Genomic DNA, 14,841 nt, shown 5'->3' on the forward strand with positions numbered 1-14,841 from the left:
GAAAGTGGATGGGGCCGACAAAAGAACGTCATGTCAACGCAGAACGTCATGCTGAGCGCAGCCGAAGCATCTCTACTGCGCAACTAATCTTCATTTAGCGATGCAGTAGAGATGCTTCGGCTGCGCTCAGCATGACGTTCTGTTATCTTTCATTTATCACCCAACACCTGCCGATACAATGCCCCAAACGCCGCACCCACCGCCTCCGGCGCGCACCGCGCCGCCACATCGGCCCGCAGGCGCGCCGCATCGAACTGCGCCGCGCCGCTGAGCACGGCCGTTAGGGCGGCTTCCAGTGCCGCTTCGTCGTCGGGCGTCACCAGCAGGCCGAAGGTGTTTTCGGGCTGGAATAATTCGGGCACGCCGCCGGTGCGGGTGGCCACCACCGGGCAGCCGCAGGCCCGCGCTTCGAGCAGCACGCAGCCAAAGGTTTCGGCCCGGCTGAACGACACCAGCGCCGTGGCGCGGGCCATTTCGGCGGCCACCTCCTCGTGCGGCAGCTTGCCCAGGAAGGTGGCGGTGCCATCGGCCAGCAGGTCCAGCGCGGCGGCCTGCTCGTGCAGAGCCTGTTCATCGGGCCCGTAGCCGGCAATGCGCAGCCGCAGGCCGGGCCACGCGGCCCGCAGCCGGGCCACCACGCGCAGCACGCCCGAGAGGTTTTTCACCTTGTCGTGAAATGCCGAAACGTGCAGTAAAGTGAGTTGGCGGATTGGTGGATTGGTAGATGGCTGAATTGAATTTTCAGGCCTAAACAGGTTCGTATCGACCACATTGGCAATAACTACCGATTTTTTATTCCCGAAGCCCAGCGCCGCCATGGCATCGCGCAGCCCGCCCGATACCGTGTGCAGCGCCGCCGCCCGGGGCACCACGGCCCGCGTCAGCACCCGCCGCAGCCAGGAAATGCCAGCCGCCCGCTGCGGCAAATACAGCGTCCAGTGCTCGGTGATGATATAGGGAATGCCGCGCACGGCCTTCAGCCCCCAGGCAAAAAGCCCCGTGCGCAGCAGCACATGCACGTGCACAAGGTCGGGCCGCTGGCCGCCCCAGTGTCGCCGCAGCCGCCGGTAGCCGCGTAGCAGGCACCAGAAATACAGCAGCAGCTTCAGCGGCTTGTCAAGCAAAGCGAGGCCGGTGGGCGCGGCGCGGTAGTAGTAGCGCAGTGTCGGCCAGGGGCCGTTGAAATCCTCCTCGGCATCAATTAGTGTCGGCAGCGGCCCACGCGCCACGGCAGCAAACAGCACCGCCCCTTCCAACCCGCCAAACTCCGCGATGGCCGCCACGTGCCGGCCCACGAAGTCGCCATCCTGGTCGTCGTAGCGGTTGGGGTACCACTTGGGAAGATGTAAAACGCGCGGCGTTTTCAACGGGTAATATTAGTAAGTTTCTTTTCGATGGCGAATTGCCCAGGCGTGGCGCCTCCCCCCGGTCCCTCTCCTCAGGGAGAGGGGAGCCCGGCGTCAGTTATGAGTTAAAATTGGTAGCAGTTGGTGTAACTCCTAACTCTTCACTTTCAACTCTTAACTCTAAGCATGACCGGTGCCCCCTCTCCCTAAGGAGAGGAGGTCAGGGGGTGAGGCGCCACGCCCGAACGACTACTATCCGCAAAGCTACCCCTTCGCCATTCCCCAAAAACAAAGCCGGCCCTGAATATCAGGACCGGCTCTTTCAGAATTGCAGCTTAAGTCAACTCACCACTAAAATGAGTAGCGCAGCCCCAGCTGGCCCTGCCAGCGCGAGGCCAGTTGGTCGATGGAGTAGGTGGCCGGCGTGCCGTAGGTGAAGGCCGGGCGGTTGAAGGCGGCGGCGCTGTAGTTGGCCTGCACGTTGCCGGCGGCATCGGCGAAGCCCACCTGCGAGAGGCCCGTGCCCACCGTCGAGTTGAAGGTGTTGGGCACGAAGTACTGGCGGCCCCAGCTGCTGTTCAGCAGGTTGCCCACGTTGATGAGGTCGAGCGAAATCTGCAGGGTGTGGCCCATGGGCACCACGCCGGCTTCGTTGGCTTCGAGCTTGCCGAGCTTGGCTTCCACCATGAAGCGGACGTCGGCCTGGTTGTTCCAGGGCGTGCGGGCGGCGTTGCGCTCGGCGTACTGGCCGCGGCGGGTTTTGAGGTAGCTGTCGTTATCCACGAAGCTGCTGAAGGCGGCGTACTGCGTACCGGCCGCGTCGAGGCCGTAGCCGTTGGGGTTGGCGGCGGTGACGGGCGCGGCGCCCTTGTTCACGAACACGATGTCGGACGCCGAAGCCGGAATGTAGGCCAGCAGCACGTTCTGCTGGCCGTTGTTGGTGAAGCCGCTCGCGTTGTTGCTGGGGTTGTTGTTATACACCCAGGTATAGGGCGAGCCGCTGGCGTAGGTGAGCACCGAGGTGAAGTAGCCGGTGAAGCGCTGGGCGAAGGTCTTGTGCAGGTTCAGCGAGCCCACCACGCGGTGGCGCAGGTCGAAGTTGGAGTAGGCCAGGGCGGGGTCGTTCACGTTCAGGGCCGGGTTCAGCTCCCAGTTGCTCTGGGGCGAGTTGCGGATGCCGTTGCTGATGTCCTTGCTCTGGCCGTAGGTGTAGGCCACGCTCACGTCGAGCAGCTGGCTGAGCGTCTGGCCCACCGAACCGGTGAGCTGGTAGCGGTAGCCCTTGGTGGTGTTGGTGAGGAAGAAGGCGTTGGAGAAGCCCGTGTTCACCTTCGAGCCGAACGACGCGGCCGAGTAGCGCGGCGTCTGGGTGGGGCCGCTGGCGTAGTAGGTGGCGTTGTCGACCAAGTTGATGTTCTCAAACTTCACGTCCTGCAAGGTCTTCGTATACAGGCCCTCTACCGAGAAGCGGGTGCCGGTTTTCAGCTTGAAATCCAGGGCCAGCGACGAGCGCCACACCTGCGGCATCTTGAAGTTGTTGTCAATCAGGTTGATTTCGGTGGTGTTCTGGGCGGCGGCGTTGGGCAGGGCCGTGGCCGCGTTCTGGTAAATCTGGTTCGGATTTTGGTTGAGCAAAATCTTGGGCCCGGTGGCCGAAGCCGCGCTGGGCTGAATGCCGTTGTAGTCCACCGAGTTGAAGTTCACGCCGTTGTTGTAGTAGGCGTAGCCGAACCAGGCAAACGGCACCCGGCCCGTGAACACGCCCGAGCCGCCGCGCACCACCACCGAGCCGTCGCCCTTCACGTCGTAGTTGAAGCCCAGGCGGGGCGAAATCTGTACTTGGCCCAGGTAACCGTTGTTCAGGTCCTTCCAGGCCGTGTGCGAGTAGGTCTGGTTCAGGGTGTTGGCGTCGTTTTGCGCGTTGTTCACCAGGGCCGAGTTCAGGGCCGGCTTGGTGGGCAGCGAGGCGATGTCGAAGCGCAGGCCGGGCGTGAGCTTCAAACGCTCGGTCACGTTCCACTCGTCCTGCAGGTAGGCGCTGAAGAAGTTGATGTTGAACGCCGCCGAGGGGTTGTTGTAGTTGTAGGCGTAGGAGTTGTCGGTCTTGTTGTAGGTGCCGCGGATGCGGTTCGGCTGGTCATTCAGGAACTGGGCCACGTTGTTGTACTCGATGCGGCCGTTCCAAGAGTTGATGAAGCCGTAGTCGATGTGGTACAGCTCGTTGTGCGTGCCCAGCGTGAGGGCGTGCGCGCCGGTGTAGTAGGTGAAGTTGTCGGTGATTTCGAACGTCTTCTGGCGGGTGTTGAAGATGCTGGCCTCGCGGTCCGAGCCCAGCAGAATCTGGTTCGAGCCCGCGTAGTAGCTGCTCGTGCCGGCCGTGCCCAGCGAGGTGCCCACGTTGTTAATCTGCACCGCCGGAAACAGGTTGGCCTGGCCGCCCAGCAGGTCGCGGTAGTCGTGAATGTTGGTGTAGCCCAGAATCAGGTTGTTGGAGAACTTGCTGCTGAAGTTGCTCTTCACTTCCAGCACCGTCGAGTTCTGCACGTTGTGCTGCGTGAAGTCCTGCGAGCCAAACTTAAACAAGCTGCCCGACCGCTCCAGGTTGGTCGCTTCAGAGCTGATGTAGTTGTGACGCAGGGCGATGCTGGTTTTTTCGTCGAGGTTAAAATCCAGGCGCCCGAAAATCTTGTTGCTGTTCGCGTGGATGTTGTAGTTGCCGTACTCGCCCACGTTGTAGCCGTAGGTATTCTGCAGCTTGTTCGAAATCTGCTGAGCCAAATCCACCGTCACCGGCGAGCCGGCCTGGCCCGCGCCGTAGAACTGGGGCTCCTGGCGGCGGGCAATTTCGGCGTTCGTAAAAAAGAACAGCTTGTTCTTAATAATCGGCCCGCCGATGCGGAAGCCCGTCTGGTAGTCGTGGTAGTCCGAACCGATTTTGGCCTTATCGCCGTCGATGCTGCGGCCGGTCACGTTCTGGTTGCGGCCGTAGCCGTACACCGAGCCCGTGAATTCGTTGGTGCCCGAGCGGGTCACGGCATTCACCGAGCCACCCGTGAAGTTTCCCAGCTTCACGTCATACGGCGCCACCGAGGCCTGAATTTCCTGAATGGCATCGAGCGAAATGGGGTTGGCGCGGGCCGAGCCGCCGGGCAGGCCGCTGGTGCCGCTCTGCCCGCCCAGCGAAGGCGAGAAGCCGATGGCGTCGTTATTCACGGCGCCGTCCAGCGTCACGTTGTTGTAGCGGAACGAGCTGCCGGCAAACGAGCCGTTCGAGTTGCGCGGGTCGAGGCGCGTAAAGTCCGAGATGCTGCGCGAGATGGTGGGCAGCTGCTGGATGGAGGCGCCGCTCACGTTGGTGCCGGCGCCGGTTTTGGTGGCCTGGGTGTTGCCGGTCACCACCACTTCGTTCAGCTGCTGGGTTTCGGTCACCAGCACGAAGTTGAGGCGGGTGGTATTGCCCAGGGTCAGGAATACGTTGTCTACTTTCTGCTCCTTGAAGCCCACGTAGGTCACCGTCACGGAGTAGGGTCCGCCGGGCGCCAGGTTCGGGATGGTGAAGCGGCCGTCCACTTCGGTGCCGGTGCCGCGCTTGGTGCCGGTGGGCAGGTTGGTGGCCACCACCGTCACCCCAATCAGGTCTTCGCCCTTGTCCGACGTCACCTTGCCGGCCAGCGCCGAGGTGGTTACCTGGGCCGTGGCAAGCTGCGCGCAGCCCAGCAGCGCCAGGAAAAACAGTTGCGTAAATGTGTGTCGAATCGACATAACAATGAGGGAGTTGATTAACACGACAAAGGTCCGGACGCCTAACCCCGGCCTCACCCTGCGGGGCGTTTCCGAATTGTTGTATTTCGCTTTTTCCCATAACCTGCCGGTAACATAAGCCTCCAAAAGCCCGCTTTCCGGGATATTTCCGGGCCGTTAATCATTTCATAATTCAGAGGAAATTTCGCCGAAACCTCATCCGGGTAGTTTTGCTCCCCGAATGGAAAACACTATTAATTACCGGTATTTATTCATCGCATTGCTGAGCTTATTTTTCAGCAGCAGCGCCTTCGCCCAAACCACGGGCACTATTAAAGGCCTCATCAAGGACTCCGCCACCCAGGAGGCCATCATCGGCGGCACGGTGCGCCTCGAAGGCACCACGCTCGGCACCCAGACCGACGTCGACGGCAGCTTCCGGCTGGAGCGCGTGCCCAAAGGCACCTACACCCTCGTCATTTCCTCGGTGGGCTACGTGACGACCTCGCTGCCCGACGTGGCCGTGGAGCCCGGCAAGGCCACCGTCATCAACACCACCGCCAAATCGGACAGCAAAGCGCTGGACGAAGTAGTGGTGCGCGGCGTGCGCCGCACCAACACCGAAATCTCAGTCATCACCGAAATCCGCCAGGCCAACGTGGTGGTGAGCGGCATCTCGTCGGAGCAAATCGTGAAATCGCAGGACCGCGACGCGGCCGAAGTGGTGCGCCGCATCCCCGGTGTCAGCATCATCGACAACCGCTTCATCCAGGTGCGCGGGCTCAGCGAGCGGTACAACACCGTGTGGCTGAACGACGTGACGGCCCCCAGCTCCGAAACCGACAAGAAAGCCTTCTCCTTCGACATCGTGCCCAGCGCCCTCCTCGACCGCGTGCTGGTGTTCAAAGACCCCTCGCCCGAGCTGCCCGGCGACTTCGCTGGCGGCCTCGTGAAAGTGTACCTGCGCAAGCCCGCGCTGGACGAGCGCAGCTTCACGGCCAGCTACGTGAGCGGCTACCGCGACGGCACCACCTTCGCCAACTTCAACACCGACAAGGGCAGCAGCGCCGATTTCGCCGGTTTCGGCGCCCCCAGCCGCGACCTGCCCTCCAGCTTCCCGGTGCTGAACTCGGCCAGCTCGGCCGCCCAGCGCGACGCCTCGGCGCATGATTTGAGCAACAGCTTCGGCATCAAGAGCATCACGGCCATGCCCGACGTACGCTTCAACGCTTCGTACCTGGATAACATCAAGCTGGGCGAAACGCGGATTGGCTCGCTCACCTCGCTGAGCTACACCAACGCCTTCACGCGTTTCAGCATCGCCCGCAACGTGTATGACGCCGACGGCCAGCGCACCGACCGCCTGCAGGACGAGCAGGCCACCAACAACGTGCGCTTGGGCCTCATCCAGAACTTCAGCGCGCTGCTGAAGGGCGGCACCAAGCTGGAGTTCCGCAACCTATTCAACCAGTTCGGCCGCAACCAGATTACGACCCGCGACAACTTCTCGGCCGGCGACAACTCGCTGGTGCGCAAGGCCTACGCGCTGGGCTACCAGGGCCGCACCACCTATACCGGCCAGCTGGCCGGCACCCACGTCTTCAACAACGAGAAGACCAACCTCGACTGGGTGGCCGGCTACGGCTACTCGGCCAAGAACGAGCCCGACCTGCGCCGCGTGGCTTACCGCAACGTGACGCTGACCGACGGCAGCACAGGCCAGGAAATCCTGACGCCCGCCGCCGGCCAGGTCGATGTTATCAACGCCGGTCGCCTCTACCAGAAGCTGAACGAAAACGTGTACACGCTGAACGCCAACGGCAAGCACAAGCTGACGGGCCTCGGCGGGCGCGAGTTTGAGTTGGCCGCCGGTACCTACCTCGAATACAAAACCCGCGACTTCACGGCCCGCGCCTTCGGCTACTCGCCCACGGATGCCCAGCGGTTTCAGACGCTGAAAAACCTGCAGCTGGCCACGGTTTTCGCGCCCGAAAACGTGGGCGGCACCGGCTTCCAGCTGCGCGAAGACATCAACTCGACTTACCGCTACACCGCTAGCAACGAGCAGGAAGCCGTGTACGCGTCCATCAACGTGCCCATCACGCCCCAGTTCAAGCTGCTGACCGGCGCCCGCTTCGAGCGCAACGTGCAGGTTATCAACACCGGCCTGAACGGCGCGCCCGTGAACCAGACCGTGACCACCAACTACCTGCTGCCCTCGGCCAACCTGAGCTACAACTTCACCGAAACCAGCCTGCTCCGCGCCTGCTACGGCCGCAGCCTCAACCGGCCCGAGTTCCGCGAGTCGGCCCCGTTCTATTACTACGATTTCGACTTCAACGTGCTGAATTACGGCTCGCTGTACCTCAACCCGACCAAGCCGCTCAAAGTCGCCACCATCGACAACTTCGACCTGCGCTACGAGTGGTACCCCACGCCCGGCGAGCAGGTGCATCTGGGCGTGTTCTACAAGAACTTCACCAACCCGATTGAAAACATCGTCATCCCGAGCACTAACCTAGCCTACTCCTTCGCCAACGCACCCAGCGCCTTTTCCTACGGCGTGGAGCTGGACGTGCGCAAGAGCTTCAACTTTCTGGATGAGCTGATTGGCACCTCGGGCCTGAAGAACATCACGGGCGTGTTCAACCTCTCGCTCATCAAGAGCCAAGTCGACCTCGGTCAGGGCATCGTGGCCTGGGACAGCAAGCGCGCCCTGCAGGGTCAGTCGCCTTACGTGGTGAACACCGGCCTCTACTACCAGAACGAGTCGGGCAGTTGGCAGGCCTCGGCGCTCTACAACGTGTTTGGCCCGCGCATCCTCTTCGCCGGCTCCGACCAGTACCCCGACGTGGTGGAGGCGCCCCGCCACACCATCGACTTGTCATTGACCAAGAGCCTGACTAAGCGCGTGGCCCTCAACCTGGGCGTGCAGGACCTGCTGAACCAACGCGTGACCCTGCTCCAGGACTTCAACAAGGACAAAAAATACCAGCGCGACACCGACCCCGCCCTGGCCGACTACCGCCGTGGCACCTACACCACCATCGGGGTGAAAGTGGCTTTCTAGCGCCGTTCGCCTCACCCCCGGCCCCTCTCCCAAAGGAGAGAGGAGCCTGACGATTGAAAACGCCTGCGCCGCCGTGGCTCCCCTCTCCCTGAGGAGAGGGGCCGGGGGGTGAGGCGCCCTCGTCAGAACAGCCTCAAAACATACGAAACTCCCTCACCAACCATTCTTAGCATAACATACCATGCAAGTTCTCAATCCGTTTCGCCAGCGTGCTCTGCTCGCCTTCGCTCTGTTCTCGCTGAGCCTGGCAGCCTGCAAAAAAGACGAAGCCACCGTAACGCCCGACACGAACACCACGACGGGCCAGGCAGTGGAAGTGACCGAAGTAAAAACCAACACCACCTGGACGGCCAGCAATAAGTACCTGCTGAAAGGCTACGTGTACGTGCGCTCCGGCGCCACGCTCACCATCGAGCCCGGCACCATCATCAAGGGCGACAAGGACACCAAGGGCTCCCTCATCGTGGAGCCCGGCGCCAAGCTCATCGCCGCCGGCACGGCCGCCAAGCCCATCGTCTTCACCTCGAACCAGCCCAAGGGCAGCCGCAACTACGGCGATTGGGGCGGCGTGATTCTGGCCGGCAACGCGCCGGTGAACAGCATTGTGGCCGGCGTGAAGCCCGTGGTAGAAGGCGGCCCCACCACCACCTACGGAGGCACCGACCCGGCCGACAACTCGGGCACCCTGCAGTATGTGCGCATCGAGTTCGGCGGCATCGCCTTCTCGCCCAACAACGAGGTGAACGGCCTGACGTTGTGCGCCGTAGGCTCGGGCACCACGCTCGACCACATCCAGGTTTCCTACTCCGGCGATGACTCCTACGAGTGGTTCGGCGGCACCGTGAACGCCAAGTACCTCATTGCCCACCGCGGCTACGACGACGACTTCGACACCGACAACGGCTTCTCGGGCAAGGTGCAGTTTGCCGTGTCGCTGCGCGACCCGTTGCAGGCCGACCAGTCGGGCTCGAAAGCCTTCGAGAGCGACAACGACGCCAACGCCTCCGACAACCTGCCCAAAACCAGCGCCGTGTTTTCGAACGTGACCGTAATTGGGCCGCTCAACAACATCAGCAACGTGGGCGGCATCAGCTCGCAGTACGTCTCGGCCGCGCACATCCGCCGCAACTCGGCTCAGAGCATCATGAACTCGGTGCTGGTGGGATACCCCGCTGGCATCCTGCTCGACCACACCAAAACCGGCGCCAACGTGGCCAGCAACGACCTGCGCTTCCAGAACAACATCATCGCCGGCATGGCGGCCGGCACCGCTGCCACCCGCAACCAGAAAAACATTATTTACCTCGGCCCGGCCGGCGGCGCGGGTTCGCTCACGCCCACCTCAGCCATGAGCGCCGATACCGCCGTGTTTGGAGCCATGGCCGGCCCGCTCACCTGGCTCTACAAGCCCAGCAACGCCAACAAGCGCTACACCAACGCCGACGAAGTGCGCCTGCTCAACCCTTTCAGCCTCACGGCCCCGAGCTTCCTGCCCCTCACTACCTCGCCCATCGTTTACACCTCCACCACCAACGCCAACCCGGTCGTAGCGCCCGCCTTCACCGACAGTAAGGTATCGGATTCGTTCTTCACCCGTACCAGCTACATCGGCGCCTTCAGCGGCTCGGGCCAAAGCTCGGAAAACTGGGCCACCGGCTGGACCAACTTCGACCCCCAGAATACCGATTACTAGTGTTTTATTTTTATTTGCCTGCCACGAAAAAGGCTCCCCGGTTCGGGGAGCCTTTTTTGCGTTTAGTATTCTTGTACAAAAGAACGGTCATGCTGAGCGCAGCCGAAGCATCTCTACTGCGACAGTAACTCATTTCGATTGGATTAGCTACACGGCAGAGATGCTTCGACTACGCTCAGCATGACCGTTCTTTTGTTTTATTGAGGCTCAGTATCACTTACTCAGCCGAAAAACAATGGGCAGCGTGCGCTGCACCCGCACTGGCCGCCCGGCCACGCGCCCGGGCGTCCACCAGGGCATGAGGCGCACCACGCGCAGGGCCTCCTCATCGAAGCCATGGCCGCAGCCCTTGGCCACTTCTACGTCGCGGACGCGGCCCTGCTCGTCCACCACGAAGCGCACGTACACCGTGCCCGACAGGTTCTGCTGGTTGGCGGCCGTTGGGTACACGATTTTCTTCGCCAGGTACTGGTGCATAGCCCCGTCGCCGCCGGGGAAGGCCGGCATCTCGTCGGCGTAGGTGAGCACCTCAGGAGCGGCGGGGGCAGCTTCGGCAGCCGCGGTGGCTGCGGGCACGGCCGCCTGGCTGGCTAGCTGGGCGTGGGCCGAAACCGCAGCCAGCAGCACGCCACCAGTTAAAACAATGATTTTCATAGCTAGCACGGCGATATAGCAATTGCTCCGGCAAAGCTACCGGGCCACTTCAGCCACGGAGTAAGCCCGGCAGTTACGCTTTCGTCATCGTTTCATTAGCGGCGAGTACCGGGCACCCAGGCTGCGGCATCATCTGGCGGCACCTGGCATTTCGTACCCGCAGGCCCACCGTTTGCGTCGTTCCTTTGCAGCCACAAATAGCCCCGCTTCCCATGCTTATTTCCATGACCGGCTACGGCCAGGCCCACCGCGAAACCGATACCTACACGGCCACCGTCGAGCTTCGTTCCGTCAACTCCAAAACCCTCGACCTGACCCTACGCCTGCCGCGCTTCCTGATGCCCCACGAGCTGGAAATCCGCAACGCGGTGGCCAAAGCCCTGCTGCGCGGCAAGGTGAACCTCAACCTTGACTTCGTGCGTCCCGCCGCGGCCGCCCGCGCCGCCACCACGCTCAACAAAGAGGCGCTGACGGCCGCCTTCCACGAGCTCAAGGAACTGGCCTACAGCTTGGGCATATCCGCCGGCGAAGACACCCTGTTGGCCGCCCTACGCCTGCCCGGCGTCATCCCCAGCGCCTCCGAAGTGCGCGATGCCGAGCCGGCCGCCGAAGAAACCGCTTGGGCCGAGCTACAGCCGCTGCTCACCGAGGCGCTGGCCGCCATGCAGCAGTTCCGGCACGATGAGGGCCACACGCTAAGCACCGAAATTCTGGGCTACGTGGCCACCATCCGGCAGCAGCTGGCCGCCGTGGAACAGCACGACCCCGCCCGCATCGAGCACGTGCGCCAGCGCCTGGCCGGCCACCTGGCCGAGCTCACCAGCCACGAGCATTTCAACGAAACCCGCTTCGAGCAGGAAGTGCTCTACTACATCGAGAAGCTGGATATTGCCGAAGAAAAGGTGCGCCTAGCTGCCCATCTGGCCTATTTCGAGCAAGCCGTGCACCAGCCCGACGAAGCCGTGGGCAAGAAGCTGGGCTTCCTGGCCCAGGAAATTGGCCGCGAAATCAACACCATCGGTTCCAAAGCCAACGATGCCACCGTGCAGCACCTCGTGGTGGGCATGAAAGAGGAACTGGAAAAAATAAAAGAGCAGCTGAACAACATTCTCTAAGTGGTATTCCACCGCTCAAAGTGGCGTCGGCTGCATTGACCGAGTAGCTTCCCTGCTTAGTCGAAAAAGACGCCACAATAGGATTATACTTGCAAATTTTACAATTCAATATACAAGAAACGGCGTTTTCCAGGGCATTCCGGCCTGGAGGCACTGCCAATTCGAATTGTTGACAACTTCTCGAATCTTAGTACGTTAATAAAAATACATTAAGCTCAACGACTGCACTCTTGGAAAACAAAGCAATATTTGTGGCACCAAAGTTGGATATTTGATTATTGTATCTAACTTGGGTACCCGAATAACATTTAGTTACTCCACAACCTATTCCCGATTAATATGAAATCTACATTTTTACTCTGTATTCTGGGACTGCTTTTAACGGCCGCGCGTCCCGCATCCGAAATCGAGTTGGTGAAGAAGCGCGTGCTCAGCGAGCGGGTGGAAATCCTGATTCCCAAGGGCTTCGAGGTGATGACCGAGCAGCAAATGGACTTTGCCTACGCCAAAGCCCAGAGCCGCCCGAGCGTGATTTTCACCAACAACAACCTGATTAGCCTCGCCTTCAATTACTCCGACAACGACGCCGACCAGGACATGGTCGACATCTACTCGGCCTCATTTGGCAAGACCTACCACAAGCAATACAAAGACGCCACCTGGTTTGGCGACGGTGTGAAGAACATCAACAACCGCAAGGTGGGCTACCTCGAATTCATGAAGCCTGAAATGGGCCATGAGGTGTATACGCTGGTGTTTTTCACCGACGTGGAAGGCAAGCTCATGATTTGCACCTTCAACTGCGCCGACCGCCAGAAGCCCGAGTGGGAGCCCATCGCCAAGCAAATCATGCTTTCGCTGAAAGCCAAAGGCTAAAAGAACGTCATGCTTCGCTGCGCTCTGCATGACGTTTCAGAGTAGTCCATCAAGGTCGGTAGTTGAACGCAGGTTCGGCTACCGGCTTTTTTTTGTGCCCGGGGCAGCGCCTTCTTCGTTCAGAAAATCGCGCACCAAGCCAAAAGCACCCGAAAAACCAGCCAGCGACAGCGCGGCGGGCTTATCGTTCACGTCGTGGTAGGCGGTGCTACCGCCGCGGGTGTAAATGAAAAAGGCAGGCACGCCGGCCTCGGAAAACGGGTAGTGGTCGGAATTGGCGGCGCGGCCCCGGGCGGCCAGGGTGGGCAGGTAGTGGTGGGCGTTGTTGAGGGCCAGCAGGCGCTTGTAGGGCGCTTCGAATACGCGGCCGTTGACCACGGTCGCGCCCTGCTCGCCGGTGCCCAGCAGGTCGAGGTTCACCAGGAATTTGATGCTCTTGAGCGGGATGAGCGGGTGGACCACGAAGTAGCTGGAACCCACCAAACCGGCTTCCTCAGCCCCGAAAAGGAGGAACACGACGGAGTAGGCGGGCCGGTTTTCAGGGCGAGCATAGTAGGCGGCCAGTTCCAGGAGCAGGGCCACGCCGCTGGCGTTGTCGTTGGCGCCGGGGAAGTAGGTTTTGGGCCCCATCATGCCGAGGTGGTCGTAGTGGGCCGACAAGACGAGGAAGGAATCGGGCCGGGCGGTGCCGCGCACCACGGCGGCCAGGTTCTGGGTCTGGTATTTGGGCTGCAGCTGCGCCCCTACCCGCACGGTACCCCACACGGTGTGGCCCTTGGCGGCGCCGGTGGCGCTGTCGCCGAAAATGGCTTTGTCCAACCAGAGCGGCACTTTCTCGGCCAGCACCTCTACGCGCGGCTGTGGGGCCTGCTCGGCGGCCAACGAGGCGGTGAGCTTGGGCACCACAGTTATCATGGCGGCGGCGGAGTTGAGGCGCATCTGCAGCAGCGACGGGAGCTGATGCAGGCGGGCGGCATCGGCGGCGCGCATCAGCAGCACGCGCTTGCTCCAGGGCACCAGCAGGTAGCGGGCCTGCACCGTGGCTTTGGTGAAGACCAGCGTGTCGAGTAAGAATATTCGGGCCTTCACATTGCCGGCGGCAGAGTTGGGCGCCGCGATGCAGGACGTACCGGCCCGCCAGCCGGTGGTCAGCGGGCTGCCATCGGCCTGAATGGCGGCGGCCACCTCGCCAGGAAAGGTATTCACATCGAGCGTAAACGGCTGGGTAAAATTGGGGGCCAGCGGGGTCAGCTTCAGCCCGCGCAGGCGGTCGCGCAGGTAGGCGGCGGCCTCGTGCTCGCCCTGCTTCACATAGCCTCGGCCGTGCAGTTCGGGCGAGGCCAGCTTTTTGATGGTGGTGCGGGCGCGGGGCAGGTTTTGGGCCTGTGCCGAAAGGGTGCCCAGTGTGGCACCTGCTACCAGTAGGGCAATGGCCGGTACTGTCATTTTGGCCCGGCGTTGCTGCCGTCGGCCGCTGGCCGCGGCCAGACCCACGGCCAGCACGGCCCCAATGGCGTCGCTCAGCAGGTCGGTCCATTCGCCGTGGCGGCCGAGGCGCATGGTCATTTGCAGCACTTCGATAAGGGCACCGAAGGCGATGCTGCCCACCAGTACCGCCAAGCCGGCCCAACGGGCCAGCCGGGGCCAGCGGCGCTGCCGGTGCAGCGAAAACCACGTCAGCCCCGCCAGCACGAAAAACACGCCCGCGTGGGCGGCTGTGTCGAACGACAGCAGCTCCCACACGGGCGTGCGCGGCATTTCATCGGCGGGCGTCAGGGTGAGCACCAGCACCACAGCCGCCCAAGCCAGGGACAGGCCGAAATAGGAACGTAGCGGGGTAGCAGGCAATGGCTTGGGGGGCAAAAAAACAGATGACATTGCAACACCCTAGCCAAAACGATGCTAGTTTTTCTAGGCGCCCACCAGCTCGCCGTAGGTTTCGGCGGTGAGCAGGGATTCCAGCTCTTCGGGCTTGGCGATGGAAATTTTCACCATCCAGCCGTCGCCGTACGGGTCCGAGTTCACGGTTTCGGGGGAGTCAGCCAGCTTGCTGTTCACTTCGAGCACCGTGCCGGTGATGGGGCTGAACAGGTCCGAAACCGTTTTCACTGCCTCCACCGTGCCGAAAACCTCGTGCTGGGCCACGTCCTTGTCGAGGGTGTCGATGTCGACGTACACGATGTCGCCGAGCTCTTTCTGGGCGTGGTCGGTGATGCCCACGTAGGCAACATCGCCTTCAACGCGAATCCATTCGTGGTCCTTGGTGTAGTGCAGGGTGGCGGGCAGGTTCATAAGATGGTGGGTTGGTGGAGTAGCGGGTTGGTGGATTTGCCGGTCAAAAGTACG

Annotated in this window: 9 protein-coding genes; 4 read left to right on the top strand and 5 right to left on the bottom strand. The window is 61.9% G+C overall.

Going from position 1 to position 14,841, the window contains the following annotated elements; genetic code table 11:
• Positions 1-149: 149 nt before the first annotated feature.
• Positions 150-1,367 carry a glycosyltransferase gene (locus tag Q4S41_RS03645; RefSeq protein WP_305029749.1) on the bottom strand — a complete coding sequence of 406 codons (1,218 nt, stop codon included), beginning with the start codon at positions 1,365-1,367 and terminating at the stop codon, positions 150-152.
• A 330-nt stretch (positions 1,368-1,697) separates the two neighbouring features.
• Complete coding sequence (locus Q4S41_RS03650) at positions 1,698-5,108, bottom strand: TonB-dependent receptor (protein WP_305029750.1); 3,411 nt, start codon at positions 5,106-5,108, stop codon at positions 1,698-1,700.
• 220 nt (positions 5,109-5,328) lie between these two features.
• Here Q4S41_RS03650 and Q4S41_RS03655 point away from each other — a divergent pair, with 220 nt between their 5' ends.
• Together Q4S41_RS03655 and Q4S41_RS03660 are read left to right on the top strand one after the other, a co-directional pair.
• Positions 5,329-8,157 carry a TonB-dependent receptor gene (locus Q4S41_RS03655; protein ID WP_305029751.1) on the top strand — a complete coding sequence of 943 codons (2,829 nt, stop codon included), beginning with the start codon at positions 5,329-5,331 and terminating at the stop codon, positions 8,155-8,157.
• 181 nt (positions 8,158-8,338) lie between these two features.
• Complete coding sequence (locus Q4S41_RS03660) at positions 8,339-9,850, top strand: T9SS C-terminal target domain-containing protein (protein WP_305029752.1); 1,512 nt, start codon at positions 8,339-8,341, stop codon at positions 9,848-9,850.
• A gap of 213 nt (positions 9,851-10,063) precedes the next feature.
• Here Q4S41_RS03660 and Q4S41_RS03665 read toward each other — a convergent pair whose 3' ends face one another.
• On the bottom strand, positions 10,064-10,504 hold the full coding sequence (locus tag Q4S41_RS03665; RefSeq protein ID WP_305029753.1) for an energy transducer TonB: 441 nt from the start codon (positions 10,502-10,504) through the stop codon (positions 10,064-10,066).
• A 212-nt stretch (positions 10,505-10,716) separates the two neighbouring features.
• Between Q4S41_RS03665 and Q4S41_RS03670 the strand changes: the two genes are divergently transcribed.
• A complete protein-coding gene (locus tag Q4S41_RS03670) occupies positions 10,717-11,619 on the top strand; it encodes a YicC/YloC family endoribonuclease (RefSeq protein ID WP_305029754.1) in 903 nt (300 codons plus the stop codon).
• 339 nt (positions 11,620-11,958) lie between these two features.
• A complete protein-coding gene (locus Q4S41_RS03675; RefSeq protein WP_305029755.1) occupies positions 11,959-12,495 on the top strand; it encodes a hypothetical protein in 537 nt (178 codons plus the stop codon).
• Positions 12,496-12,573: 78 nt separating this feature from the next.
• Here the strand turns inward: Q4S41_RS03675 and Q4S41_RS03680 are convergent, their stop codons facing one another.
• Both Q4S41_RS03680 and gcvH read right to left on the bottom strand, forming a co-directional pair.
• Complete coding sequence (locus Q4S41_RS03680; protein ID WP_305029756.1) at positions 12,574-14,343, bottom strand: VanZ family protein; 1,770 nt, start codon at positions 14,341-14,343, stop codon at positions 12,574-12,576.
• 63 nt (positions 14,344-14,406) lie between these two features.
• Complete coding sequence (gene gcvH, locus Q4S41_RS03685) at positions 14,407-14,787, bottom strand: glycine cleavage system protein GcvH (protein WP_305029757.1); 381 nt, start codon at positions 14,785-14,787, stop codon at positions 14,407-14,409.
• Positions 14,788-14,841 lie beyond the last annotated feature (54 nt).

This window comes from Hymenobacter convexus, assembly GCF_030580955.1.
Taxonomy (GTDB): Bacteria; Bacteroidota; Bacteroidia; order Cytophagales; family Hymenobacteraceae; genus Hymenobacter.